The organism is Streptomyces sp. Wb2n-11 (genome assembly GCF_001049855.1).
Lineage (GTDB): Bacteria > Actinomycetota > Actinomycetes > Streptomycetales > Streptomycetaceae > Streptomyces > Streptomyces altiplanensis.
The window spans coordinates 7,077,925-7,103,459 of sequence record NZ_CVPB01000001.1 but is presented as its reverse complement, the minus strand read 5'-3'; the positions used below and the strand labels follow the sequence as shown (position 1 = coordinate 7,103,459).

Annotated in this window: 17 protein-coding genes and 4 pseudogenes; 7 read left to right on the top strand and 14 right to left on the bottom strand. The window is 73.0% G+C overall.

The genetic code is table 11. The features are described 5' to 3' along the window. Positions 1–25: 25 nt before the first annotated feature. From BN1555_RS32350 to BN1555_RS32330, 6 genes and pseudogenes are all read left to right on the top strand, one after another. Positions 26–2,131: an RICIN domain-containing protein gene (locus BN1555_RS32350; RefSeq protein ID WP_093802715.1), complete on the top strand. Its 2,106-nt coding sequence runs from the start codon at positions 26–28 to the stop codon at positions 2,129–2,131. Positions 2,132–2,355: 224 nt separating this feature from the next. Beyond that, positions 2,356–2,649 (top strand): annotated as a pseudogene (locus BN1555_RS41740) (RNA polymerase sigma factor); the annotation flags it as partial. Between the two features lie 194 nt (positions 2,650–2,843). Beyond that, positions 2,844–2,999, top strand: a complete 156-nt coding sequence (locus BN1555_RS41735) for a sigma factor-like helix-turn-helix DNA-binding protein (protein ID WP_369689008.1) — start codon at positions 2,844–2,846, stop codon at positions 2,997–2,999. A 103-nt stretch (positions 3,000–3,102) separates the two neighbouring features. After that, positions 3,103–4,290, top strand: coding sequence for a lycopene cyclase family protein (locus BN1555_RS32340; protein ID WP_093802714.1), 1,188 nt, complete (start codon positions 3,103–3,105; stop codon positions 4,288–4,290). Between the two features lie 43 nt (positions 4,291–4,333). Continuing rightward, positions 4,334–5,071 (top strand): class I SAM-dependent methyltransferase, encoded by a 738-nt coding sequence (locus BN1555_RS32335; protein WP_093802713.1) that lies wholly within the window; start codon positions 4,334–4,336, stop codon positions 5,069–5,071. After that, positions 5,068–6,618, top strand: a complete 1,551-nt coding sequence (locus BN1555_RS32330; protein ID WP_255306292.1) for an FAD-dependent oxidoreductase — start codon at positions 5,068–5,070, stop codon at positions 6,616–6,618. Before BN1555_RS32335 ends, BN1555_RS32330 begins: the two co-directional genes overlap by 4 nt. Before the next feature lie 27 nt (positions 6,619–6,645). Here the strand turns inward: BN1555_RS32330 and BN1555_RS38620 are convergent, their stop codons facing one another. From BN1555_RS38620 to BN1555_RS32270, 13 genes and pseudogenes are all read right to left on the bottom strand, one after another. Beyond that, complete coding sequence (locus BN1555_RS38620) at positions 6,646–7,656, bottom strand: Rieske (2Fe-2S) protein (RefSeq protein ID WP_141662927.1); 1,011 nt, start codon at positions 7,654–7,656, stop codon at positions 6,646–6,648. 64 nt (positions 7,657–7,720) lie between these two features. Further along, a pseudogene (locus BN1555_RS40880) lies at positions 7,721–8,646 on the bottom strand (phytoene/squalene synthase family protein); the annotation flags it as partial. Positions 8,647–8,701: 55 nt separating this feature from the next. After that, positions 8,702–10,174 (bottom strand): annotated as a pseudogene (locus BN1555_RS32320) (phytoene desaturase); the annotation flags it as partial. Next, complete coding sequence (locus BN1555_RS32315; protein ID WP_369689007.1) at positions 10,174–11,448, bottom strand: polyprenyl synthetase family protein; 1,275 nt, start codon at positions 11,446–11,448, stop codon at positions 10,174–10,176. The gene BN1555_RS32315 and the pseudogene BN1555_RS32320, both read right to left, overlap by 1 nt. A 199-nt stretch (positions 11,449–11,647) precedes the next feature. Beyond that, positions 11,648–12,634, bottom strand: coding sequence for a MerR family transcriptional regulator (locus tag BN1555_RS32310; RefSeq protein WP_093802709.1), 987 nt, complete (start codon positions 12,632–12,634; stop codon positions 11,648–11,650). Positions 12,635–12,643: 9 nt separating this feature from the next. After that, positions 12,644–13,045 carry an SAM-dependent methyltransferase gene (locus BN1555_RS41730; RefSeq protein ID WP_093802708.1) on the bottom strand — a complete coding sequence of 134 codons (402 nt, stop codon included), beginning with the start codon at positions 13,043–13,045 and terminating at the stop codon, positions 12,644–12,646. Positions 13,046–13,170: 125 nt separating this feature from the next. Beyond that, positions 13,171–13,920, bottom strand: coding sequence for a DJ-1/PfpI family protein (locus BN1555_RS32300; RefSeq protein ID WP_093802707.1), 750 nt, complete (start codon positions 13,918–13,920; stop codon positions 13,171–13,173). A 176-nt stretch (positions 13,921–14,096) separates the two neighbouring features. Continuing rightward, entirely contained in the window at positions 14,097–14,705 is a 609-nt protein-coding gene (locus BN1555_RS32295; RefSeq protein WP_093802706.1) for a DJ-1/PfpI family protein, read from the bottom strand. 66 nt (positions 14,706–14,771) lie between these two features. Then, entirely contained in the window at positions 14,772–15,500 is a 729-nt protein-coding gene (locus tag BN1555_RS32290; RefSeq protein ID WP_093802704.1) for a DJ-1/PfpI family protein, read from the bottom strand. 181 nt (positions 15,501–15,681) lie between these two features. After that, on the bottom strand, positions 15,682–16,629 hold the full coding sequence (locus BN1555_RS32285; protein ID WP_093802703.1) for a GlxA family transcriptional regulator: 948 nt from the start codon (positions 16,627–16,629) through the stop codon (positions 15,682–15,684). 528 nt (positions 16,630–17,157) lie between these two features. Further along, a pseudogene (locus BN1555_RS32280) lies at positions 17,158–17,774 on the bottom strand (NADPH-dependent F420 reductase); the annotation flags it as partial. Positions 17,775–18,080: 306 nt separating this feature from the next. Further along, positions 18,081–19,814: an acyl-CoA dehydrogenase family protein gene (locus BN1555_RS32275; protein WP_093802702.1), complete on the bottom strand. Its 1,734-nt coding sequence runs from the start codon at positions 19,812–19,814 to the stop codon at positions 18,081–18,083. A 70-nt stretch (positions 19,815–19,884) separates the two neighbouring features. Then, positions 19,885–20,442: a PadR family transcriptional regulator gene (locus BN1555_RS32270; protein ID WP_093802701.1), complete on the bottom strand. Its 558-nt coding sequence runs from the start codon at positions 20,440–20,442 to the stop codon at positions 19,885–19,887. A 179-nt stretch (positions 20,443–20,621) separates the two neighbouring features. Here BN1555_RS32270 and BN1555_RS32265 point away from each other — a divergent pair, with 179 nt between their 5' ends. Then, complete coding sequence (locus BN1555_RS32265; protein ID WP_093803805.1) at positions 20,622–23,315, top strand: SpoIIE family protein phosphatase; 2,694 nt, start codon at positions 20,622–20,624, stop codon at positions 23,313–23,315. Between the two features lie 23 nt (positions 23,316–23,338). Here the strand turns inward: BN1555_RS32265 and BN1555_RS32260 are convergent, their stop codons facing one another. Then, a complete protein-coding gene (locus tag BN1555_RS32260; protein ID WP_093802700.1) occupies positions 23,339–25,396 on the bottom strand; it encodes a SpoIIE family protein phosphatase in 2,058 nt (685 codons plus the stop codon). Positions 25,397–25,535: the final 139 nt, after the last annotated feature.

Here is a 25,535-nt window from a genome sequence, read left to right as displayed (position 1 = left end):
CCGAACCACGAGTTGGGAGCACACGATGGCACGCCGCACCCGCACACGACGACTCCTGGGGGCCGTCGGCATCACCGCGCTGGCCACCGGGGCCGCCCTGGTCACCGTTCCGCAGCCGGACGCACAGGCCCGGACCGCAGCACCGGTCCGGACCGCAGCGCCGGCCTCCGCGCCGGCCTCTTCCGTCACCGTCCGGCCCGATCCCTCCTACCAGCACGAGAGATTCCAGGGCTGGGGCACCAGCCTGGTCTGGTTCGCCAACGCCACCGGCGACTACCCGGAGGAGATACGCCAGAAGCTGGCCGGGCTCCTCTTCGGCGACGACGGGCTCGCCCTGAACATCGCCCGCTACAACATCGGCGGCGGCAACGCCCCCGACGTCAAGGACTACCTCCGTGCCGGAGGAGCGGTCGAGGGCTGGTGGAAGGCCCCGGAGGGCACCACCCGCGAAGACACCGACTGGTGGAGCGCCGAGGACCCGGCCGACTGGAATCCGGAGGCGGACGCCGATCAGCGCTGGTGGGTGGACCGGATCAAGAACGACATCGACCACTGGGAGACGTTCAGCAACTCACCGCCCTGGTTCATGACCACCAGCGGCTACGTCTCCGGCGGTTTCGACGCCACCACCGACCAGCTCAAGACCGGATCCGTCGATGACTTCGCCGCCTACCTGGCGGGCGCGACCGAGCGGCTGGAGAAGGCACACGGCATCGACGTCGACACCGTCGACCCGTTCAACGAACCCAACACGAACTACTGGAGCACCCGCCTGGGAGCCGACGGCCAACCGGTCGGCGGCCGCCAGGAAGGGGCCCACATCGGCCCCGGGCTCCAGCAGAAGGTGCTCCTCGCGCTGGCCCCGGCACTGAAGCGGTCGACGACCGACGCGAGGATCTCCGCGATGGACGAGACCAACCCCACCCTTTTCGCGCAGAACTGGAACACCTACCCCCAGGGGGTGCGCGACCTCGTCGACCAGATGAACGTCCACACCTACGGCACCGGCGGCCGCACCTCCGTGCGCGACCTGGCCAAGGCGGCCGACAAGCCGCTGTGGATGAGCGAGGTCGAGGGCGACTGGGGCGACGGCCAGGACTTCGAGGACATGTCGCCCGGTCTCGGACTGGCCCGGCGCATGGTCGACGACCTCCGTGAACTGGAGCCCCGGGCATGGGTGTTCTGGCAGCCCGTCGAGGACTACGACAACATGAAGCCCGGCGGGGAGTCGGCCGAGGGCGGCAACTGGGGCAGCATCCAGCTCCCGTTCAGCTGCACCGCGAAGGACACGCTCGCGACGTGCCCCATCCGTACCAACACCAAGTTCGACACCGCGCGCAACTTCACCCACTACATCAAGCCCGGTGACCGGCTGGTCAACGTCGACGACACCTCCAGTGCCGCCGCGGTCTCCGGGAAGGGCGACGCGGCGACGGTCGTCCACGTCAACAGCACCACCGGCGCCCGTGCGGTCACGGTCGACCTGTCCAAGTTCGGCCACGTCTCCCGCAACGCCACCGTCACCCCCGTCGTGACCAGCGCCGAAAGCAAGCTCGAACGGCACCGGGCCGTCGCGGTCAGCGACCGGAAGGCCACCTTCACCGTGCCCGCCGAGTCGGTGACCTCCTTCGTCGTCAACGGTGTGTCCGGTGTCGCCAGGGACGCCGCCCTGCTGCGGAAGGGCCACACGTACCAACTGACCGGCGTCCAGAGCGGCAAGGAACTCGCCACCGCCGGCAACGGCACCGGTCTTGTCATCAGGGCCGCGGGCGCGGACACGGCCGACACCGGCCGGCAGTGGCAGCTGCGGCAGATCAGCGGTGACACCGGCAACCGGAAGCGGTACGTGTTCACCAACCCGGCGGAAGGAAAGCGCCTGGCCGCCCGCGACGGCGTCCCGGTGCTGGAGGCCGACAGCGGCCGCCGCGACGAGGCCACCCAGTGGATCATGTCGACGACCGGCGACGGCACCTGGACCCTCGTCAACGCCGCCACCGGAAAACTGCTCGAAGTCGGCGGCCAGGCCACGCACGACGGAGCCGCCGTCACGCTGTGGACGCCGAACTCCGGCTCCAACCAGCGCTGGAAGGTGTCCGACGTAACGGACCGCACCGGTTCCCTGCCGGAGTAGCCGCCCGGGCACGCACCCCGGCACATGCCGCCGTCTCCGCCGAGTGTCCTCGGCGGAGACGGCGGCATGTGCCCGTTCTCGCCCGTCCGGGCGGTGCGGCGCGACGGCGTCAGGAAAACCGACGCACCAACGATGCGAGTTGCGTCCCTCGGGGCCGAGGACAACCCTCGGGGTGTCATCGCGCCCGAACGGCGCGGGCTCATCCGAGGGACGAGGAGCCGGTCATGCCTCAGTTAGGCCCCGGGACCACCACGTGTTCCGCTGTGCTCACACGGACGTCGCACGTCGTGCGGCCCGCCGAAGAAAGTCGTGACGACGAGCTGCTCGCCACCGGTTTCGTCGCGGGCGACGAACGGTGCGTGGAAGCGGTGTACCGCTGCTGGGGATCGCTCGTGCACACCCTGGCCCGCCGGGCCCTCGGCGACGACCACGAAGCCGAAGACGTCACCCAGCAGGTCTTTCTCGCCGCCTGGCGCGGCCGCCACGGCTACCGCCCGGGGCAGGGCGGCCTGGCGGGCTGGCTGGTGGGCATCACGCGCCACAAGACCGCGGACGCTCTCGCCGCCCGGGCGCGCCGGGCGGAGCTGGTGGCGGCGGCTTCCACACGGTACGAGCGGTCCCCGCGCCCGGCACCCGCGGCGGCGCGGACGAAGCGCTCGACCGTGTCCTCGTCACGCAGAAGCTGGAACGGCTCCCGTCGGCTCAGCGACGCGTGGTGGGCCTTGCTTTCTACGGCGACCTCACACAGACGCAGATCGCGGACCGCACGGGCCTGCCCCTGGGAACGGTGAAGAGCCACATCCGCCGGGCGCTGCGTTCCCTGCGCCGGTCCATGGAACCGGATCCGGGTACGACACGCGCCCGGTGAGTGCGTCCGCCGCCGGGTCCCCTGCGGAAACATCGGTATCCGATCGGTGGACGGCGCGGATCCGCGGACGCTCCGGGGAGGGAGAGACGGTGTGGAAGATGCGGTGTGGGACGCCGATGTCGTCGTGATCGGCGCCGGCGCGGCCGGTCTGTCCCTGGCGCACCGGCTGAGCGGAGCGCCTTCTGCGCGGCGGCCGTTGTCGGTCGTCGTCGTGGACGCCCCCGCGGGCCCGCTCCGGCCGGCCCGGCGTACGTGGTGCTTCTGGGAGGAGCCCGGCGGGGAGTACGACGACGCCCTGTCCGCCCGCTGGGACCGGCTGCGGGTGACGGGACCCGACGGGACCCGGGTGCTGGGCGAACCCTCCCCGCTCCAGTACAAGATGCTCACCTCGGAGAACTTCGAGCGGCTGATGTCCGAGCGCCTGCGCCGTGCCGGGCACCGCAGGTTCGAGGCCGTCGTCGAGACGGTCCGGGACGTCGCCGGCGGCGCCGAGGTGCGCGGGCGCGACGCGGCGGGCCGCGACGTGCGGATCCGGGCGCGCTGGGCCTTCGATTCCCGTCCGCCCCGTGAGCCGTATCCGGCGCGCACCACCCTGCTCCAGCACTTCCGGGGCTGGTTCGTGAAGACCGGACGTCCGGTGTTCGACCCCTCGGTCGCGGAACTCATGGACTTTCGCACACCGCAGCCCGGCCACGGCCTCTCCTTCGGCTACGTCCTGCCGTTCAGTGCCCACGAAGCGCTGGTGGAGTACACGGAGTTCTCCCGGCGGGTTCTCACCGGGGAGGCCTACGAACGCGCCCTGCGCCACTACACGAGGGACGTGCTCGGCCTCGGCGATCTGCGCGTCACCGCCACGGAGCAGGGGGTGATCCCCATGACCGACGCCGTTTTCCCCCGCAGGACGGGCCGGTGCGTCTTCCTCATCGGCGCGGCGGGGGGAGCGACCCGGCCCTCCACCGGCTACACCTTCTCCGCGACGCAGCGTCAGACGGGGGCCATCGCCGAGGCGCTGCTGGAGGGGCGCACGCCGCTCGTCCCCGCCCCCCACCCGGCCCGGTCCAGGGCGCTGGACTCCGTCATGCTGCGGGCGCTGGACACCGGGCGCGTGGACGGCGCTTCGTTCTTCACCCGCCTGTTCCGCGAAGTCCCGACGAAACAGCTGCTCCGTTTCCTCGACGGCCGCACCCACTGGTGGGAGGACGTCCGTATCGGCCTGCACACGCCCGTGCGCCCCATGCTCCGTACCGTCCTCGAAGTCCCGCGTCTGCCCAGGCGCGCGCCCACCCCATGAACAGCCCACCCGGGCGAACCGCCTCCCCCACGAAGAGGACCGCATGTCCCTCCTGCGCGATGCCGACCTGTCCGCCGCCTTCGACCACGCCTCGCGGACGTACGACCGGATGACCTCGGCCAGCCCGGGCTACCACCGCCACCTGCGCCGCTCGGCCCGCAGGCTCGCTCTCCCGGCCGCCGGCAGAGGCCTGCGCCTGCTCGACCTCGGCTGCGGCACCGGTGCCTCCACCGCCGCACTGCTCCGTGCCGCTCCCCTCGCCGAGGTCACGGCCGTGGACGCCTCCGCGGGCATGCTGGAGCGGGCACGGGCCAAGCCCTGGCCACCCGGTGTCTCCTTCGTGCACAGCCCCGTGGAGCTGCTGGACACAGCGGGTGTCCGCGGACCGTTCGACGCCGTGTTCGCGGCGTACCTGTTCCGCAATGTCGACGATGCGGACCAGGTCCTGGCAGCGGTCCGCTCCGTTCTCGCGCCGGGCGGGCGCCTCGCCGTCCACGAGTACACGCTCAGCGGCCGCCCGGCGGACCGCGCGGTGTGGACGGCGGTGTGCAAGGCTCTGGTGATGCCGCTCGGCCGGCGTCATGGAGACACCGAGCTGTACGACCATCTGTGGCACAGCGTCGTCGCGTTCGACACCGCGGACGCGTTCGCGGCCAGGCTGCGCGGGTCCGGCTTCGCCGGAGTGCGGGTCCTCCCCCTGCCGGGATGGCAGACCGGGATCACGCACACCTTCGTGGCGTACGCGCCCGGCGCGACGGACACGACGGAGGAGTACGCGTGAGGCGCGTCAGCATCCCGCTGCGGCACGGCCGCGACCACAAGGCGCGTGTGCTTCCGGCACGCCCCGGCCGTGCACGCGCCCCGGAGCCCGCGCCGCGGGTCGCGGTCGTCGGCGGCGGCATCGCGGGCCTCGCCGCCTCGGCCGCTCTCGCCGAACGGGGCGTCGGCGTCACCCTGTACGAGCGCGACAGCGGGCTCGGGGGGCGGCTGGCCGGCTGGCCCCTCGAGTTGACCGACGGCTCGACGGCGACGATGAGCCGTGGTTTCCACGCCTTCTTCCGGCAGTACTACAACCTGCGGGCGCTGCTGCGACGCGCCGACCCCGGGCTGCACACCCTCACGGGCCTTCCCGACTACCCGCTGCGCCACAGCCGCGGCATGTACGACAGCTTCGCGAAGGTGCCGCGCACTCCCCCGCTCAGCGCACTCGGATTCGTCGCCCGCAGCCCGTCGTTCGGATGGGCGGACCTGCTGCGCATGAGCCCGCGGGCCGCGCTGCCGCTGCTGGACGTCCGCGTGCCCGGTGTCTACGAGCGGCTCGACGGCGTCAGCGCGGCGGACTTCCTCGCGGACATCCGGTTCCCGCAGGCCGCACACCATCTCGCCTTCGAGGTGTTCTCCCGCAGTTTCTTCGCCGATCCCCGCGAACTGTCCGCGGCCGAGCTGGCCCTGATGTTCCACATCTACTTCCTGGGATCGAGCGAGGGCCTGCTGTTCGACGTACCACGCGAACCGTTCCCGCAGGCGCTGTGGGAGCCGCTGGCCGGCCACATCGACGGCCTGGGCGCCCGCATCCGCACCGGGACACCGGTGGAGGCCGTGCGTCCGGTCGACGGCGGCGCGCTGGAGGTGACCGCCGCAGGACGCGCCGCCCGCCACGACGCCGTCGTACTGGCCCTGGACACGGAGGGGCTGCGGCGGGTGGTGGCCGCCTCGCCGTCGCTGGGCGACCGGGCCTGGCGCGCCGGGATTGCGGCCCTTCGCACCGCGCCGCCGTTCCTGGTGTCGCGTCTGTGGCTGGACCGGCCGGTGGCCGCGGACCGGCCCGGCTTCCTCGGCACGAGCGGATACGGCGACCTCGACAACGTCAGCGTGCTGGAACGCTGGGAGGGCGAGGCCCACCGGTGGGCCCTGCGCACCGGCGGATCCGTCGTCGAGCTGCACGCCTACGCCGTGGCACGGGCCGGTGACCGGGAAGCGGTCCAGGACCGGGTGCGGCGGCAGCTGCACCGGGTGTACCCGGAGACCCGCGACGCGAAGGTGGTGGACGAGCGGCACGAGTGGCGGCACGACTGCCCGCTGTTCCCCGTCGGCGGCTACCGGGGACGCCCGACGGTCCGCACGCCCGACCCGTCCGTCATGGTGGCCGGCGACCTGGTGCGTACGGGACTGCCGGTGGCACTGATGGAGCGCGCCGCGACCAGCGGCTTCCTCGCGGCGAACGCCCTGCTCGCACGGTGGGGGCTCCAGGGGCACGCCCTGTGGACCGTGCCGGACCGGGGCCGCTCCTCCGTCCTGCGGGCGCTCGGGCGGCTCGGCACGCGCTGACGGCCGGGCCGGCGCGGGGCCGCGGCGTCAGCCCGGGAACCGGCCGGTGCTGCGGAGCTGCCACCGGCGCTGCGCATAGGCGAGGTCGTCGCGCCACAGCCGTCCGGCGGCGGCGCGCATCAGCGGCCGCAGCACGGGAGTCAGAGCGCGGGCCGCGGCGAACCCGGGCCGGTCGGACGCGGCGACCACCGCCTCGGTCACCGCGGTGCGCGGCCGGCCGTGGAGGTCCGGCTCCAGTGGGGTGGCGTGCGTCTCGACGACCGATCCCGCCCCCTCCCCCTCGGTGATGCGCATGACTACGGTGCGGGGTTCGGGCGCGGTGAAGACGGCGGTCACGGGGACGACGACGCGGCCCGCGAGTCTGAAGGACACCCGCACGGCGAACGCGTCGTCGCCGTCCTCCACTTCACCGCCCGGAGCACTGACGACGCGGAGGTCGACGAAGGAGTACGGGTGGAACCACGCACCGTGCCAGGGGTCGAGCCTGTTCGCCACGATGTCCTGCGGCTCGCACACACCCGTCCCGGTGTACACGGCGGCCACGGCGGACCGCGGACGCGCCGGTACGACGGGCAGCTCCAGCGGTGCCTCACCGCCCGCCTCGTCCAGCCGCACCCACACCAGGACACCGTCGTCGTACGCGGGGAACGGCTCCCAGCCCGCGTACGCCTTTCCGTCCAGGGCCAGCCCGTGCCAGTGGCAGACGAGGGTGCCGCAGCGGACGGGGCTGCGGTCCAGTGGCGCGCCGAGGTGCGGACACGCTCCGGGACCCGCGACCGGCCGCCCCCGCGCGTCACGCCAGGCGACGACCTCCACGCCGGCGACGGTGCGCCCGAACGAGCCCTTCGACGTGATCTCGCGGGCGCCCGCGAGAACGTACCAGTTCCCGGACGGACGGGCGAGGGCACGTTTGAGCGCGGCGTCGATCACGACGGGGCGGGCGTCGCGCCAGGTCGGACGCTGCTTCTCCCAAGGGGTCGGCGTACGGCGGAGACTGAGGGGGAAGCGGCGGCGGCCGGCGGGTGGCGGGGACGTCATGCGAGCTGCTCCTCCACGGGCGTGGCGGCCGGCCGGCGGGGCGCCCGGCTCTCGTGCGCGACGCCCTGCTCCTGGCCACGGCCAGCCGGCTGAGGCCGTCGAGAGCGACCACTGCCCTCCGCAGGGGCGGGACCACCGCGCGCCGGTGGACGCACGCGTACCCGTCGTCGGCGATGGCTTCGAGGATGCCGCCGTACAGGGTGAAGGCAGTCCGGACGCAGGGGCGGGAGACGGGGTCGAGCATCGGCAGTCCGGGGGCGGCCCTGCGGTACACGCCCTTGGTGACGTGCGCCGCGGCCTTGAGTGCTTCGACGATTCGGGGTCGCTCCGGCCGGCCGCCCGGCTCCAGAGCAGCAGCTCGCGGTCGACTCCGTGCGCGGCCAGCAGATCCGCGGGCAGATAGACCCGCCCGCGGTCGAGGTCCTCGCCGACGTCCCGCAGGAAGTTCGTCAGCTGGAACGCCACTCCGAGGGCCGCCGCGTGCGGTGCGGCCTCGGCGCGCGGTACGACGGTGCCGAGCACCGGCAGCATCTGCAGACCGATCACGGCGGCCGATCCGTGCATGTACCGGTTCAGGTCGTCCATCGTCGGATAGTCCGTGACTTCGAGGTCGCAGCGCATGGAGGCGAGGAAATCGTCGAAGTGCCGGGGGTCGATGCCGTACCGGGCCGCGGTGTCGGCGAGGGCGTGGACGACGGGTTCGGGGCTGCGGCCCGTTCGCAGTCCCTCTCGCAGGTGTGCCGCCAGGGCGGTCAGCCGGGCGCCGCGTTCGGCGGCGGACGCCCGCGAGCCCAGGTCGTCGACGATGTCGTCGGCCCAGCGGGCGAAACCGTACAGGGCGTGGACGGCCGGCCGCCGCTCGACGGGCAGCAGCCGGGTGGCGAGGAAGTAGGTCTTGCCGTGGCGGGCGTTGAGGCCGCGGCAGTGCGTGTAGGCGGCGCGCAGGCGGGGCTCGGTGATGCCCGCGGCCGCCAGTTCCCGGCGCGTCATGGGGTGCCGCCCTCGGGGCCCGGCGGCTGCCGCGGGCCCGGGCGGGCCCCGTGGCTCCGGTGATGCGGGCGGCCGCGAGTTTCCCGGAGATGAGGACGGTGGGCACGCCGACGCCCGGGGTCGTTCCGCATCCCGCGATGACGGCGTTCGCCGTTCCGCGGACCAGGTTGCGGGGGCGGAAGGGGCCTGTCTGGGCGAAGGTGTGGGCCACCGAGAACGGCGTACCGGCCGCGTGTCCCTGCCCGGCCCAGTCGGCGGGGGTGATCAGGCACTCCTCCTCGATGGCTCCTGCGAGGCCGGTGAGCCCGCGTCGTTCCAGTTCGGCGAGCACGCTCAGGCGGTAGTGAGGGGCGAGGTCGTGCCACTGCTCGCGGCTCGGTCCGATGTCCGTGTTGGGGCAGGGCGCGAGGACGTAGTGCACGTGCCGTCCGGCCGGGGCGAGCCGCGGGTCGGTGGCGGTCGGCCGGGTGATGAGCAGGGACGGGTCGCTCATCAGCCGTCCGGTGCCGGTCAGCTCACGGAAGGTTTCCTTCCATTTCGCTCCGAACGAGATGGTGTGGTGGGCCAGTTGCGGCCAGGTACGGTCGGTGCCGACGTGCAGGACGACGGCGGACGGGGAGTGCCGCAGGGCGAGGGGGCGCTTCGGCCTGCGGCCCAGCAGGCGGTAGGTGACGGGCAGGTCCGGTGTCAGCACGACCGCGTCGCAGGGAATGCGCAGCTGGTCGGTGACGACGGCCGTGACTCTCTCCCCCCTGCGTTCCAGCCGGGTGACGTGCCGGCCGTACCGGAAGACGGCGCCGGCCTCGGCGGCGGCATCGGCCATGGCACGCGGAAGGGCGTGCATGCCTCCCATGGGGAAGTAGACGCCCGCGACCGTGTCCATGTAGGCGATGACCGCGTACGCGGCGAGGGCGCGGGCGGGCGGGACTCCGGCGTACAGGGCCTGGAAGGAGAAGACCCTTCGCAGCCTCTCGTCGGTGAGGAAGCGGCCGATCCGGGGGTCGAGGCGGCCGAAGCCGCCCAGCGCCGCGAGACGGGCGAGGTCGGGGTGCAGGAGCTGGAACGGCGAATCGAAGTTCGTGTCGATGAAGCGCCGCATCTGGGCGTGGTACAGCTCCTGCAGCCAGCCGCGCAGGCGGCGGTACCCGAGGGCCTCGCGCGCGCCCGCGAAGCTCTCGATCTCCGCCTCCATGGCCTCGGCGTCGGTGTGCACGTCCAGGGCACTGCCGTCGGCGAACTGCGCCCGGTAGGCGGGCTGCAGTGCGACGAGTTCGAGCCGGTCGGTGAGTTTCTGGCCGACGGCGGCGAACGCGTCCTCGACGAGCTCCGGCATGGTCAGCACGGTCGGGCCCGTGTCGAACCGGTAGCCTCCCCGGTCCACACGGCCGGCCCGCCCACCGGGCTGGGTGTCGCGCTCGACGACGGTGACCCGGCGGCCCGCGCCGAGCAGGTGCAGCGCGGCGGACAGACCGGCGAGTCCGGCTCCGACCACCACGACGTGGTCGGTCCGCCCCTTGACCGTTCGCATCACCGGTCTCCTTCCGCGGCCCCGGCCGTCAGCGACAGAGCCGGTACGGCGTCCCGCACGGGCCCGGTGCGCGCAGGCGCCACGCCGGTCCGGGGCGCGGCCACGGCGTTCAGCAGCCGGGCGAGGCGGGCCGACGCGGGCGACGACAGGGCGGCCGAGGCCAGCCGGCGGGCACTGACCGCCAGCAGCTTCTCGATCCTCGTCTCCACGGCGTCGCGCGCCCCCGTGGAGACGAGGACCTGCCGTACCTCCTCCAGACCGGCCTGGGTCAGGGCAGGGTTGCCCAGCGCCTTGTCGAGCACGGACAGGGAGTCCGTATCGCCTCGCGAGGCCGCCGTCGCGCGTGCGACGGCGGCCAGGCAGGTGAGCCGGCCGGCCCTCATGTCGTCGCCCGACGGCTTTCCGGTCGTGCGGGGGTCGCCGAACATACCCTCGATGTCGTCGCGCAGCTGGAAGGCGATGCCCGCGTTGCGACCGGCGGAGCACAGGGCCCCTGTGGTCCTGTCGTCGGCTCCCGCGAGAGCGGCTCCGAGCGCGAGCGGCCGTTCGACCGAGTACAGCGCGGACTTGAGGCAGGCGGTGCGCATCGCCCTGGCGACCGACCGGAAGCCGGCCGCCTGCCCCGGCCCTTGCCCTTGCCCTCGCCCTCGCCCTTGCCCTTGCAGATCCAGGTACTGCCCCGCGACCATCTCCATACGCAGCGCGCGCCACAGGCTCAGCACCCTCGGCCGGACGCCGTGGCCGTAGGCGGTGTCGGCGATGATGTCGTCGGCCCACACCAGTGCGAGGTCTCCGCCGAGGACGGCGGCGGAGGCTCCGAAGGAAACGGCGCCCGGCGGAGCCGTATCCGACGGGGGGTACTGAGCCTCCAGCCGCGTGTGGAGGGCGGGACGGCCGCGGCGCCTGGACGACCCGTCCATCACATCGTCCAGGACAAGGGCGCATGTCTGGATCAGTTCGAGCGCCGCCGCCACGCGGAGCGCCGCGGGCCTCTCCCCTTCCGATCCCCCGCACGCACGCATCGACCACCACAGGAACTGGGACCGCGTGCGTCCGCCCCCGTCGAGCGTGAAGTCGGCGACGCGTTCCGTGAGGTCCCGGGCGAAGGTCTCGTCGAGTGTCCGTGCCTGTGCGATCCGTTCCCGAAGCAGTCCCTCCAGCACCTCGCCCACCGCGGCGGGCACATCCCCGTCGACGCCGGCGCAGGAACCGCGGCCCGTGTCCGGCCCGCGCGTGGCCGGGACCGGCTCGGTGGAAACGCTCGGATGCATCATGGTCCTCCGCGGGGATCGACGGGTGTTGCTCGTCCTTCTGGGAAGACAGGCCGTTCGGATGCGCCACCACCGTTTCGCGTGGGATGGCGGTCGGCATCCACTCGATCACACGCGGACGATCCGGCTTTTCAATGACACACGGGAGAACGTGTGACGCACACGAAAGGCGAACAGCCGTTCGGCGGTACGGGTTCTCGTGTCACCCGAGGAGCAACGACTCGACGACCCCGGCCCCGGAACGCAGGCCGTGCAGCCGCCCGGTGCCCGGCACCTGCGGTGTCGTCGTCCATCCGGGGCCGGCGAGCAGCAGAGCCGGACGGGCCCTGGCGCCTCGCAGACCCCATTCCATCCCCGAGAGGAGCTGGACCGGCGCGCGGACGGCGGTCGAACGGGTCTGCGCCCACAGCACCACCACCGACGGGCCGATCCGGCGTACCGCCGCGCAGAGGGCCTCGGCCGGAAGGGCGGCGCCGAACATTCTCGCGGGCAGGCCCCGCCGTCCCAGAGTGGCCGTGAGCACTTCCAGGGGGAGGGTGTGCTGCTCGCCCGGTACGCAGGCGAGCAGCACGGGGGCGACGCCCGCCGGCCCGCGGACCGTTCGTACGCGGCGGATGGCCGACGAGATCTGCCAGGACAGCAGGTGCTCGACCTCGACGTAACGCTCGCCGGAAGAGGCCCACTTGCGCCCCACCGCGCGGAGCGTGGGAGCGAACACCTCCTCCCAGGCCGCGACCAGGCCGTGTTCGGCGAGCGCGGCGTCGAGCAGTTCCTCGGCGGCGGGCGCGTCGAGGCGTACGGCCGCACGGGCGAGGCCGCGGCACTCCTGCCTCACGTCCCCGAGCGGAAAGGCGTTGCGGCCCCCGGGCGACGGAGCGGCGCGCGGTGCCGGGAGGTCGGACGGCCGACTGTCTCCGCCGGGCAGCGGACGCAGCGCCGCACGGGCGGCCTCGGCGGGAGGAACGCCTTGTGAGGTGAGGCGGCACATCTCTTCGAGGCGGGCGATGTCCTGAGGGGTCCACCGGCGGTGCTTGCCGTCCTGACGCGTCGCGGGACCGATCGCGTAGCGGTGCTCCCAGGAGCGGAGGGTGGTGGGAGCGACACCGAGCCTGCGGGCGACCGCACCCGTACTCAGAGCCGCTCCGGCGCCGCCCTCCTCGGCGACCGCGGGGTCCGGATCGGCTGTCACGGCTTCAGGTTACGACGCACCGTCACCGCACGTGCGCCCGAAGGGCAGAGCCGGTACCGCCCTCGACGTCGGCGGTGGCCCGGACGCGCCGGCCGACATCGCGCAGGTCCCCGTCGAGGCGGCCGGCCCTCCCCTCCGGTCCGGTGTGCCGGTGGGCAGGGCACACGCGTGGGCGAGCACCGGCGGGCCGTCGCCGGCGTGGACGATGCGGGATTCCGGCGTCGGCCGCCGAGCGGCCTCGTAGGTGCGGCCGGCGGCCGGCGGAGCGGTGCCCGTGTCCGGGAACCGCCGGATCCCGCGGCCGGCGGCCCGGGCGCGGTCACCGATGCCCGGGCGCAGTTCGCGGATCCGGTCACCGGCCTCCTGGCCGGCCGCGTAATGGTCCTTGCCGCCCGGCCGGCAGTTCCGGATCCAGGCCGGGTGCGGCTGCGCGGTTGGGAAATCAAGCTCTCCTCAAGGTCAGCGTGCAGCCTGGATGCGGGTGTCGCTCCCAGGGGGGCAAGGTGTCTGCCCGATCGGGCGGGGCGCGGCCCTCGTCAGCTCCGTCCCGCAGTCCAGACCGTGCCGCGTGCTTCGTATTCGAGCATCTCCTCCAGGCCGATCGCCGCCTCGGCGTTCAGCTCGCGGCGCACCAGCCACAGGGCGAGGTCCAGGCCTGAGGTGACGCCGCCGGCGGTGACCAGGTCCCCGTCGTCCACGACGCGGGCGTTCTTCAGCACCCCGCCCTGCTGCTCCAGGTCGGCACGCGCTCTGTGGTGGGTGGTGCAGGGGCGCCCCCGGGTCAGCCCGGCGGCAGAGAGCAGCATCACCCCGGTGCACAGCGCGCTGATGGTCAGCCCCGGGCGTTGTGCGGCGGCCAGTGCCCGGGGCAGGGTGCCGCGCCGGATCTCGGCCCACACCCCCGGGTCCTCGGGGCGCGCGTATCCGCCGCCGGGCACGACGAGAACGTCCGCCTCTGCGGGTGCCCAGCGGTGGTCGACGCGGACCCGGGTGCCGTACGCGGCTTCGACGACGCGGGCGCCGGTCATGGTGACGTAGCGGACGGCGACCTCGCGGTCGGTGAAGTACCCGGAGGCGGAGAACACCTCGTAGGGCGCGGTGAAGTCGAGTTCCTCCACGCCGTCGAACAGGACGACGTGCACGCGCAGCGGTCCGTCGGGGCGGGGGGCACCGGAGACTCCCGCGGCTGCGGGGGCGGGTGCCGCCCCCGCGTGGCCGGCCGCGCCGGCTGCCAGGGTCGCGGCACCGAGCACGGTCGTGGTGCGCAGCAGGGTCCGTCGGTTCATGTCGTTTCTCCTCGTTCATGAGGGTGGGACCGGTGGGTGGGGCCGGTGGGTGGCGCGCCCGTGACGGGGCATCAGGCGGCATCGCGTTCCGCGGAACGCGATGCGGCGGCGAGGGGGCGACCGCGAACAGGTTCCGGTGGTCCGTCCCGATGCCCGGGAGGGGCCGTGCCGTCCGGTCAGCGGGTGAGGGGTTCGTCCGCGAGGTAGGGGGGAGCCGGGTCGTACTGGATGGCGCGGCGTACGGCGCGGGCGTGGTCACGGCCGTGCAGGTGGCCGACGAGCCACAGGGCGCTGTCGATGCCGGCGGAAACCCCCTGGCTGGTGAGGAGTCTGCCGTCGACGACGTAGCGGGCGTCCCGTACGACGGTGACGTCTCCGCGTGCCTCCAGCGCCTCCTCGTACTGCCAGTGGGTGGCCACCCGGCGGCCCCGGGCCGGTCCGGCGGCGTGGAGCAGGAAGGCCCCGGTGCAGACCCCGGCGATCCAGGCTCCCTGCGCGGAGATACGGGCTATCCAGCTGGTGACGCGGGGGTTGTCCGGTTCGGTCTCCCGGGCTCCGCTGCCGCCCGGGACCAGCAGCACGTCCAGCGGGGGGTGGTCGTCGAGCGTGTGGTCCGGCAGGACCCGCATGCCCTTGGAGCAGCGCACCGGACCGGGGCGCTCGGCGATGAGCACGGCTTCGTCGGCGCCGTCACGGAGTGCGGACGAGGTGGTCAGCACCTCCCAGGGGCCGGCGAAGTCGAGCTCCTCCGCGGTGTCGAAGAGAAGAATTCCGTACGTCGTCATGGGGATCCGATCCATTCGTCGGGGTGTGCGGGCAGACGCGGGCAGGGGCCGGTATGCGGTCCGTGGTTACGAGCGCCATACCGTCCCGCGGCGCTCGTACTCGAGCACCTCCTCGGCGAACACCGCCGTTTCCGGGCCGTAGAACCGTTCGAGCAGCCACAGCCCCAGGTCGATGCCCGACGTGACCCCGCCGCACGTGACCAGGTCACCGTCGTCGACGACCCGGCCACCGACCACACGGCCGCCCTGTGCCTTGAGGTCGTCCTTGGCGATGTGGTGCGTGGTGCACGGACGGCCGGCGGTGATCCCGGCGGCGGAGAGCAGCATGGTGCCGCTGCACACCGCGCCCAGGATCAGCCCGCGTCTCCGTGCCGCCGCCAGGGCTCGGGGCAGCACACCGCGCCGTATCTCCCGCTGGAGGCCGGACCCGTCGCCGTACCCGCCGCCGGGCACCAGGATCAGGTCGGCCGAGCGGGGTGTCCACGGGGTACGGCAGACGATCTCCATGCCGGCCGTCGTCGTCACACTGCGGGGCCCGTCGGCGGTGACGAAGGACTGCGTGATGCGGTCCCTCCCGGCGATCCCGAAGACCTCGATGTGACCGGCGAAATCCTGTTCCTCCACCCCGTCGTACAGCACCGTGTGGACGCGCAGCGGCCGGCGGGGCGGGCGGTCCGGCGCGGGAGTGGAGGCCGGCGCCGCGGCGGTCGCGGCCGTAGCGGGTGTCACGACGCCCGCGAGACCGGCACCTGCCGCCGCGGCGGCGCCGGTACGGAGCATCTGTCGTCTGTGCATGGGGGGCAACGAATTCCTCCGTGGGAGCACGTGAAGCAGGTGAAGCGCGTTCCCCGTACGCCTGTTGTCGTGGCGCCCGGGGTGCGAAGACCTGCCCAGTCTCGCGCCGTGCGGTGATCGGCGACAGCGGCACGCGTGCCCATGGTGCGCAAGATACGGCCAGTGCGGCTGCCGGGCGGGGTCACCTGCGGAAGGCCGCCCGGTAGGCGGACGGCGTGGTGCCGACGTGGCGCGTGAAGTGGTGGCGGAAGGTCTCGACGGACCCGAACCCGGTGGCCTCCGCGATCCGCCGCATGGACAGGTCGGTGCTTTCCAGAAGTTCCCGCGCGCGGTGCAGGCGGTGGGCGAGCAGCCAGCGCAGCGGCGTCGTGCCCGTCTGCGCATGGAAGTGCCTCGCCAGGCTGCGCTTGCTCATCATCGCGTGGGCGGCGATGTCGGCGATCGTCAGCGGCTCGTCCAGCTTGTCCCGCATCCACCGCATCGTGTCGCCGAGATCGGCGGAGTCGCTCCCCGGAACCCGGTGGTCGATGAACTGCGCCTGCCCGCCGGTGCGTTGGGGGGCCATGACCATCATGCGGGCGACCTCCGTCGCCACCGCCGCACCGTGGTCGCGGCGCACCATGTGCAGGCACAGGTCGAGTCCCGCGGCGATCCCCGCGGAGGTCAGCACCTGCCCCTCGTCCACGAACAGCACCGACGGGTCGACTCGCGTCCCGGGAAACTCGCCGGCCAGCGCCTCGGCGAACCGCCAGTGCGTCGTCGCCCGACGCCCCTCGAGCAGTCCGGCCCGGGCGAGCACGAAAGCCCCCGTGCAGATGGAGGCCACCCGCGTCCCCTCCCCCACCGCCTCCCTCAGGAGCCGGACCACACGCGGGTGCGGTATCTGCTCGGCGGGAACACCGGGAACGACGATGGTGTCCGCGTCACGGGCGTCGTCCCACCGGTACGGGGACGAGAGCCGGAACGGCTGCGCGGGCCCCGCGGACGCCGTCACGGCCCGGTCGGCGCAGACCCGCACCTCGTACGCCGGGGTCCCGTCGGGGTGCAGCGCGAACGAGAACACCTGGCAGGGAATGGCCAGGTCGAAAGCCGACACCGTGTCAAGTGCCAGAACAGCAACCACATGCATACGGCCGGACCCTACGACACCAGGTCCGTGGCAACGCACACAGGTCTGACCGGGAGTCGGACCGTGTCCCTGGCCGCGCTAGCCCGGCGTCGCAGAGGGCGGCGGACGACCTCCCCCGCGGCGAAGGAACCGGACGCGGCAGCGGGTGCGGGTGGAAGACGACGCCCGCGCGCGGGCCGGGCGTTCGGGCTGATCTCCGACAGCCCCGCCGAACGTGCTGCGGCGCTGGTCCGCTTCGGGATGGCTCGCCGGCCGCCCCGGGCGCACCCCGGCCGGGCCCCGGTGAGGACGATCCCCCGCTTCGCGTCCGTCGCCGTCCCACGGAAAGCACACCCGCGGCCGCCCGGCCCGGAGCTTCCGGAAGGTCCCGCTGAGCATCGTCCGGACGTCGGGCCGTTGCCGCACCGTCGGCGCACGGGGCGGCAACGACCGCACGAAGTCCTCCCCACCACCCGGGAGTTCATGACGGCGTATCGCCCCGTCATGATCCGTCGACCTGGATCGCACGGCCGATAGGTCCTGGGCAGAGGGGCGGGTGACCACGTTGATGTTGAACGTGTGGGCCCCCAGGCCGCCCGCGATGCCCATGAAGAGCAGGGCGAAGTGCTCCTGTCCGCGTGCGGTGGTGATGCCGCCGATGTGCAGCTGGGACGACGGGGGCCGGCCGAGGTCGGTGAGCAGCCGGCCGGTGGTCCGTTCGGCTTCGGCGTCGTCGCCGGAGAGGAAGACGGTGCTCGGGCCGTCGAGGCCCTCCGGGGCCGTCATCACGGTGGAGTCCATGGTGCACAGCGTCTTGACGACGGGGGCCGGGGGAAGGCCTCCTGGATCTGTTCACCCAGGCTGCTGTTGGGGTGCGAGAGCTCGGTGAAGTCGTCGGAGAGGCCGACCCCGACATCGATCAGCAAGGTGCCGGCCAGGGCCGGCGCCCCGATGGAGTGCAGCAGTTCCACGGAGACGGTGCCCGGGGTGGCGTTGACCAGTACCTCCGCGTGGGCGGCTGTCTCGCTCAGGCCCGCCACGGGGAGACCGAGGTCCGTCCGCTCCTTCGGCAGGCGTGAACCGAGGAACACGTCGTGCCCTGCGGCGCTCCAGCCGCGGGCCAGTGCTCGAGCGACGTTTCCGGTGCCGAGTAGTCCTATACGCATGATGCGACGCCGACCGTTGCCGGGGCTCGTCGCATCGGACCGCGGGCCCGGCCGGACCGGCACCAAAGATCTGGTTCCGCAGTCGCCCACCACTCACCAGGGCAGGGCCGCCGGGTCCCGCCGGCCCCCTTCACCCACGCCGTGGACCCGGGCCGACCGCGTTCCGCGATGCGCCGCGCAGGCGCCGGGACGACGGCCACCGGCACTTCCGCCCCGCGCCGACGGCGAAGACGCCGCGTCCGGTGCCCGGTGCGTGCACCGGGCACCGGGCACCGGACGGACGTCCCGGTGCGCGCCCGGCCGTTGTTACGGCGCCATCTCGTATGCGCCGGACAGTGCCTCGACGCGTTCCCAGACGCGGGCCGAACGGGCCTCGCCGACGACCGGACGCCGGACCGCGCCCAGCGCCCACTGCTGCTGTTGCGCGGTGGCGGAGTCCTTGCCGTGCAGTTCGACGGCGTGCGCGGAGAAGTCGCGTACCAGCACGGCGAACAGTTCGTCGAGCACGTCCTCCTCCAGGCCGGTCAGGCGCGCCTGTTCCAGGATCAGCTGGCCGTGCACGACCAGCGCGAAGAGCTGGCCGACGGAGAGCAGCAGGTCGAGGTCGCGGCTCTGCTCCTCGTCGGGGGCGGCGGTCGTGACGAACTCGCACAGGGCGTCCGCCTGTTCGCGGAAGCGGCCGACGTTGGGGACGTGGGCGTACGCGTCATAGGCGGTGCGCCAGTCGTGGAAGCGTACGGAGCCCAGGCCGCGTGCCGGTCCCTGGCGGAAGAGGAAGTCGTCGTCGGCCGCGTCGAGACGGGTGGGCACCGGCGTGTAGCCGGCCGGGTCCAGCAGGTGGTTGCGCATGAACTTGAGGATCAGCGCGAGGTTGACGTGGACCGTGCCCTCCAGCTTCGGCAGGCCCCGGATCTCGACGGCGGCCTGGGCGAAGTAGGTGTCCTTCTCGAAGCCCTTGGCGGCGATGACGTCCCACATCAGGTCGATGACCTTTTCGCCCTCCGTGGTCACCTTCATCTTCGTCATCGGGTTGAAGAGGAGGTAGCGGCGGTCGTCGGGGCCGGCGGAGCGGAAGTAGTCGACGGCGCGGTCGCTGAACAGCTTCATTCCGACGAGGCGGACGTACGCGTCGGTCAGCTCGCGCCGCACGTGGGGGAAGGCGGTGACGGGCCGGCCGTAGAGGATGCGGTTGCTCGCGTGGGTGACGGCCTCGTACATCGCGTGCTCGCAGATACCGATCGAGGCGGTGCAGAGGTTGAACTTGCCGACGTTGACCGTGTTGAGGGCGGCGTCGAAGGCGGCGCGGCCGGTGTGCAGGACGTCGTCGGGTCCGACCGGGTAGCCGTCGAGCCGGAACTCGCTGACGTACTTCGAGGAGTCGACGACGTTCTTCACCAGGTGGTACGTCGGGTGGCGGCTGTCGGCGGCGAAGAAGACGTACCCGTCCGGGCCCTCGACGTCGGTGCGGCGGCCGAAGACGGAGACGAGGCCGGCGGCGTTGCCGTTGCCGATGTAGTACTTCGAGCCGGTGGCGCGGAAGCCGCCGGCACCGTCAGGCTCCAGCAGCATGTCGGTGGAGTAGATGTCGGCGCCGTGGGCCTTCTCGGACAGGCCGAAGGCAAGCACCTCGCCCTGGGCGAGGAGCCCGGCCGCACGGGTGCGGGCGGCGGCGTTGTCGCTCTGCCAGACCGGGCCGAGACCGAGGACGGTGACCTGCCACGCGTACCAGTAGTCGAGCCCGTAGAAGCCGAAGATCTCGTTGAGGGCGGCGATCCTGGCGGTGTCCCAGCGCTTGTCGCCCTGATCACCGGGCCGGTCCTCGGCGGCGGAGGCGGGGGTGAGGAAGGTGGCGAACAGTCCCTCCTTGGCGGAGAACGCGAGGAAGTCCGCCAGCCAGGCGCGGGAGCGGTAGTCCTCGATCAGCCTGCGCTTGCCTCGGTCCTCGAACCAGTCGACGGTGGCGCGCAGCAGCCTGCGGGTCTCCGGGTCGAAGTGCGCCGGGTCGTAGGTGCGCGGGTTGAACAGCAGCGGGTCGGCCATGGGTGTCCGCCTTTCCGGCTTGAGAGGTCGTGAGGGTGGGGTGGGTACGGGGGTGCTCGCCGGCGCCGCCTCAGCGGTCGGCGGCGAGCCGGTGGAGGGTGGCGAGCACGTCGTCGAGCCAGGCGAGCATCATCCGCTCGTACGCGATGCCGCCGCGCAGGACGGCATGCTGGAGCTCCCGCCCCGGATCGGGCGCCCCGGGCGCCCCGGGGCCGGGGAAGTCACGCCGCTCCCCCGCCAGGTAGTGCGCGAGGCGGTCGGTGTGCGCCTGGTGGTGCCGCTCGACCTCGCCGATGAGTGCGGCCGGGTTGTCGAAGGCCGCGCCGCGGATCTTCACGGCGAGGTCGTGGCGGACGCTCTCGGGTTCGATCGGCTCGTGCAGCCACCCGGAGAGCGCGGCCCGGCCGACGGCGGCGACGGAGTACTCCTTCTTGTCCGGCCGTGCCTGCTGCGGCACGTCCCGGACGTCGACCCAGCCGTCGCTCTCCATCCGCTTGAGGACGCGGTAGATCTGCTGGTGGGTGGCGTTCCAGAAGTACCCGATGGACCGCTCGAACCGCCGGGCCAGCTCGTAGCCCGAGCCCGGCTTCTCCAGCAGGGAGACGAGGATCGCGTGTTCGAGCGCCATGCCCCGATCTTTCTATGCAACTCGTTGCATAGACAAGCGGCACGGCCCCGGTGAGACACGGCTCACTGGTCCGCGCGCCTCGGTGCACCGGGCAGCTTGTGCACACCTGGCCGCCGGAGCCCGCGCGGGAGTACAAATGAGACTGTGGTCGATCTCTTCATCCCGTGCCGGGCGGGTCGGTGCGGTCACTGACCGGGAAGGGCCCGCGAAGCGTCGCCGGACAGGTCTTCGTCCTCCAGGTGGCGGTCGTGCTGCTGCTCGCCGCCGGTGCGGTGCTGGCCCTGGTGCTCCAGTCGCGCCACGACGGCGAGCGTGAGGCCCGCAACCGGTCGGTCGCGGTCGCCGAGACGTTCGCCCGCTCGCTCGGGCTCCGCGAGGCACTGCGGGCTCCGGACCCGTCCGAGATCCTCCAGCCGCTCGCCGAGGAGACGCGCGAGCGGGCGGGCGTCGACTTCATCGTGGTGATGGACACCGGCGGAATCCGCTACACGCACCCCCAGCCCGACCTGATCGGCAAGCGCTTCGTCGGCACCATCGGGCCGCCCCTGGCCGGCCGGGTCCACACCGAGAGCGTGGACGGGCCGCTCGGCCAGGAGATCCAAGCGGTCGTTCCGGTGACCGCCGACGACGAGGTGGTGGCGCTGGTCTCGGCCGGTGTCACCGTGCGGAACGTCTCCGGCGTGGTGGAACGGCAGCTCCCGGTCATCCTCGGTGTCAGCGCGGCCGCCCTGGCCCTGGCCACGGCCGGCACGGCCCTGGTCGCCCGGCGCCTGCGGCGGCAGACCCACGGGCTCGGCACCCTGGAGATGACCCGTATGTACGAACACCACGACGCCGTCCTGCACGCCGTCCGGGAGGGCGTCCTGATCACCGACGGGGACGGCCGCCTGCTGCTCGCGAACGACGAGGCGAAGCGGCTGCTGGATCTGCCGGCCGACGCGGAGGGACGGCACGTCGGGGAGCTGCCCCACCTCGACCAGCAGCTGGCCGGCCTTCTGCGGTCCGGCCGGGAGGCCACCGACGAGGTCCTCACGGCCGGGAACCGGCTGCTGGTGGTGAACCAGCGGCCGACGAAACCCCACGGCCAGCCCGAGGGGGCCGCCGTCACCATCCGCGACTCCACCGAGATGCGTGTCCTCACGGGCCGGGCCGACGCGGCCCGTCGCCGGCTGAAGCTCCTGTACGACGCGGGGGTCGGCATCGGCACCACGCTCGACGTGCGGCGGACGGCCGAGGAGCTGGCGGACGTCGCCGTCCCCCGGTTCGCGGACTTCGTGACCGTCGACCTGGCGGACCAGGTCCTGCACGGCGACGAGCCGACCGGCTCCGGGGCGGACCTGCGGCGCACGGCGGTCAGCGGCATCCGCGACGACCAGCCCCTCTATCCCCGCGGCATGCTGATCAACTTCCTCCCGTCCACCCCGCAGGCCCGCGGGCTCAGCAGCGGACAGGCCGAGCTGGTGCCCGACCTGTCCGACGCACCGGGCTGGTACGCCCAGGACCCGCCGGTGGCGCAGAGGATCATCGACTACGGCATCCACTCCCTGATCACAGCGCCCCTCAAGGCGCGGGGCGTCGTCCTCGGGCTGGTCAACTTCTGGCGCCTGGAGAAGCCGGAGCCCTTCGACGACGACGACCTGTCCCTGGCCGAGGAGCTGGTCGCGCGGGCCGCGGTCAGCATCGACAACGCCCGCCGCTACACCCGGGAGCACACCGTGGCCGTGGCGCTCCAGCGCAGCCTGCTGCCGCGCGGCCTTCCCGAGCACAGCGCCGTCGAGGTGGCGCACTACTACCTGCCCGCGCAGTCCGGGGTGGGCGGCGACTGGTTCGACGTGATCCCGCTGTCCGGCAGCCGGGTCGCCCTCGTCGTCGGCGACGTGGTCGGCCACGGACTGCACGCCGCGGCCACCATGGGTCGGCTGCGCACGGCGGTCCACAACTTCTCGTCCCTCGACCTGCCGCCCGACGAGCTGCTGTCCCGCCTCGACGACCTCGTTCAGCGCATCGACCACAACGGCGAGGACGGCGCGGACGACGACGACGGCATGCTGGGCGCCACCTGCCTGTACGCCGTGTACGACCCGGTGTCCCAGTGCTGCGTCATGGCCCGGGCGGGACACCCGCCGCCGCTGGTGGTCCGTCCCGACCGGACGGTGGAGATCCTCCAACTGCCGACCGGACCGCCGCTGGGGCTGGGCGGGATGCCGTTCGAGACCGCCGAGGTGCACCTGGCCGAGGGCAGCCAGCTCGTGCTCTACACCGACGGCCTGATCGAGGACCGCACCCGCGACATCGACGAGGGGCTTGAGCTGCTGCGCTCGGCCCTGAGCCACCACCCTGACCGGCACCCGGAGGAGAGCTGCCGGGCGGTCCTCGACGTCCTGCTGCCGGATCGGCCGCGGGACGACGTGGCTCTGCTCGTCGCCCGGACCCGGACGCTCGGCCCGGACCGCGTCGCCGAGTGGGACGTGCCGTTCGAACCGAGCGCGGTCGGCGCGATGCGGACCGTCGTCGCGAAGAAGCTGGACGAATGGGACCTGTCCGCTCTCGCGTTCGGTACGGAGCTGATCCTCAGCGAGCTGATCACCAACGCCATCCGCTACGGCTCCGCTCCGGTCCGCATGCGGCTGCTGCGCGACCGTACCCTCACCTGCGAGGTGTCCGACGCGAGCAGCACGTCACCCCATCTGCGGTACGCCGCCACCACGGACGAGGGAGGGCGGGGGCTGTTCCTGGTGGCGCAGCTGAGCCAGCGGTGGGGCACCCGGTACACCTCGCCGGGCAAGGTCATCTGGGCCGAACAGGCGCTGCCGGGCGCCTCGGGGGAGCCGGAGCAGGAACTCCTCGGCTTCTTCGACATCGACACCCTTTGAGGGCATCGACACCCTCTGAGGACTCAGGTCCGCCGGGTGCGCGCCAGGAGCACCGCCACGTCGTCCAGCCCGGGTCGGGGCAGCAGCTGTTCGAGGACGCTCTCGCAGAGGTCCTCCAGCGGCCGGTCGCGATGCGCGAGTGCCTGCGCGAGCTTGCCCATGCCCTCGTCGAGGTCCTGGTCGCGCGCTTCGATGAGGCCGTCGGTGTAGAGGACCAGCAGGCTGCCCGGCGGCAGCGGCACCCGCTGGGTCCGGAAGTCCCGTCCGCCCGTCCCCAGGGGCACGCCGGGCGGGCCGCCGAGGAACGCGAGGTCCCCGCCGGCCGTGGCCACCGCCGGCGGGGGGTGGCCCGCCCTGGCGATCACGCACTCCGCGGCCACCGGGTCGTGGACGGCGTACACGCAGGTCGCCATCTCGTCCTCCCCCACGTCGGCCACCACGGCGTCGAGGGAGCGGAGCATCTCCGCGGGGGAGATGCCGTGCCGGGCGAGGGTGCGTACGGCCGTACGCAGCTGCCCCATGACGGCCGCCGCGTGGATCCCGTGGCCCATCACGTCCCCGATCACGAGGCCGGTCCTCCCGTCCGGCAGCGCGATGACGTCGAACCAGTCACCGCCGACGGCGTGGTCGCTGGCGGGCAGGTAGCGCCCGGTGAGTTCGAGGCCGGCCACGTCGGGCAGCGCGCTGTTCGCCAGGCTCCGCCGCAGGGTGAGGGCCGCCGCCCGCTGGTTGGTGTACATGCGCGCGTTGTCGATGTTCAGCGCGGCGCGCGCGACCAGCTCGTCGAGGAGGACGCAGTCCTGTTCGTCGAACGGGTCGCGGCTGCGGACGCGCGTCACCACGACCGCGCCCAGCACCTTGCCCCGGGCGACGAGGGGGATCAGCCGCGCGGAGCCGAGGGTCCTGAGGTACGCGCGCAGGCTGTCGGCCCGGGGGTCGGTGATCAGCGCCGGGACGTCGGGCCGGTACAGGTTCATGGGCCGGCCGTCGGCGATGACGCGCTCGTACAGCGAGCCGAGCGGAATCCGGGAGGTCGTGCCGGGCACCAGTTTCGCCGTGGGGGCGGCCGGATCGGGGAAGGCGGCCGCCATCCGGCGCACCACGCCACGGGTGGACGCGGCGGCCTCGTCCGGTTCGAGGACCTCTTCCAGCAGTTGCACGTCGGCCGAGTCGGCGAACCGCGGCACGAGCAGCTGCACGACCTCCTCGGCGGTCTGCCGCAGGTCCAGGGTGGTGCCGATCCGGGTTCCGGCCTCGGCGAGCAGGGCGAAGCGGTGCCGGGCCCGTTCGGCCTCGGCCTGTGCCTGCTGGCCCTCGGTGATGTCGATCAGGGAAGCGATCAGGCCCAGCCGCCGGCCTGCGTTGTCGAGCAGCGGGGTGTACGAGCAGGACCAGGTCCGTTCGCGGCCGGGGTCGGCGGGGGTACGGCCGGTCCTGCGGGCGTCGACGACGGGCGTCCCCCGGTCCAGGACCTGCAGCATCATCGACTCCAGCGCCGTGGCGTTGACGCCGGGCACGACCTCGGTCAGCCGCTTGCCCAGGTGTTCGGCGGCGGAGACGCCGTTCATCCGGGCGAGAGCGCCATTGACCCGCAGGAACCGCAGGTCGGGGCCGAGCGTGGCCAGGCCGATGGGCGACCGGGTGAAGAGGCTCTCCAGGGCTGCCAGGGAGTCCCGCATGTGCAGGACCTTGGAGGTCTCGACGGCGATCAGCAGGGTGCCGCGCCGCCCCCGCGGATCGGCGGCGGGGACGATCCACATCTCCATCGTCACGTAGTGACCGTCGCGATGGCGCACCGGCAGGGTCCCGACGACGGTCTCGCCCGCCTGGACGCGCCGCGTCAGCCGATCGGCCAGTTCCCGGTTGGCGTCGGGCACCAGGAGGGTCCCGGCGGACCGGCCCAGGACGTCCTCGGGCTGATGCCCGAGCAGGTCGCGCGCGGCGAGCGACCACTCCACGATCCGCCCGTCCGCGTCCTCGCGCCAGAGGGCGATCGGCAGCAGCTCACGGAGCACGCCCGCGTAGCCGACAACCCCCGGGGGCTGTCCCGGTGTGCCGTCCGACGACTGGTAGGTGTCCAACGCATCGACCTAACCCCGGGAGGGCGCATCTCTACTGAAACACCTTATCCGAGGCATCGGTGCGGGGCCCTTCGCCGCCCTGCTGTGTGCCGGTTCACGGCCCGCCGGCCCGGTACCCGGTTATCGTCGTTCGCCTGGG

Excerpts from the sequence above, each read along its gene's own strand:
- BN1555_RS32350 (WP_093802715.1), top strand. The coding sequence starts at position 26 with ATGGCACGCCGCACCCGCACACGACGACTCCTGGGGGCCGTCGGCATC.
- BN1555_RS32335 (WP_093802713.1), top strand. The coding sequence starts at position 4,334 with ATGTCCCTCCTGCGCGATGCCGACCTGTCCGCCGCCTTCGACCACGCC.
- BN1555_RS38620 (WP_141662927.1), bottom strand. The coding sequence starts at position 7,656 with ATGACGTCCCCGCCACCCGCCGGCCGCCGCCGCTTCCCCCTCAGTCTC.
- BN1555_RS32315 (WP_369689007.1), bottom strand. The coding sequence starts at position 11,448 with ATGATGCATCCGAGCGTTTCCACCGAGCCGGTCCCGGCCACGCGCGGG.
- BN1555_RS32300 (WP_093802707.1), bottom strand. The coding sequence starts at position 13,920 with ATGAACCGACGGACCCTGCTGCGCACCACGACCGTGCTCGGTGCCGCG.
- BN1555_RS32295 (WP_093802706.1), bottom strand. The coding sequence starts at position 14,705 with ATGACGACGTACGGAATTCTTCTCTTCGACACCGCGGAGGAGCTCGAC.
- BN1555_RS32290 (WP_093802704.1), bottom strand. The coding sequence starts at position 15,500 with ATGCACAGACGACAGATGCTCCGTACCGGCGCCGCCGCGGCGGCAGGT.
- BN1555_RS32285 (WP_093802703.1), bottom strand. The coding sequence starts at position 16,629 with ATGCATGTGGTTGCTGTTCTGGCACTTGACACGGTGTCGGCTTTCGAC.
- BN1555_RS32275 (WP_093802702.1), bottom strand. The coding sequence starts at position 19,814 with ATGGCCGACCCGCTGCTGTTCAACCCGCGCACCTACGACCCGGCGCAC.
- BN1555_RS32270 (WP_093802701.1), bottom strand. The coding sequence starts at position 20,442 with ATGGCGCTCGAACACGCGATCCTCGTCTCCCTGCTGGAGAAGCCGGGC.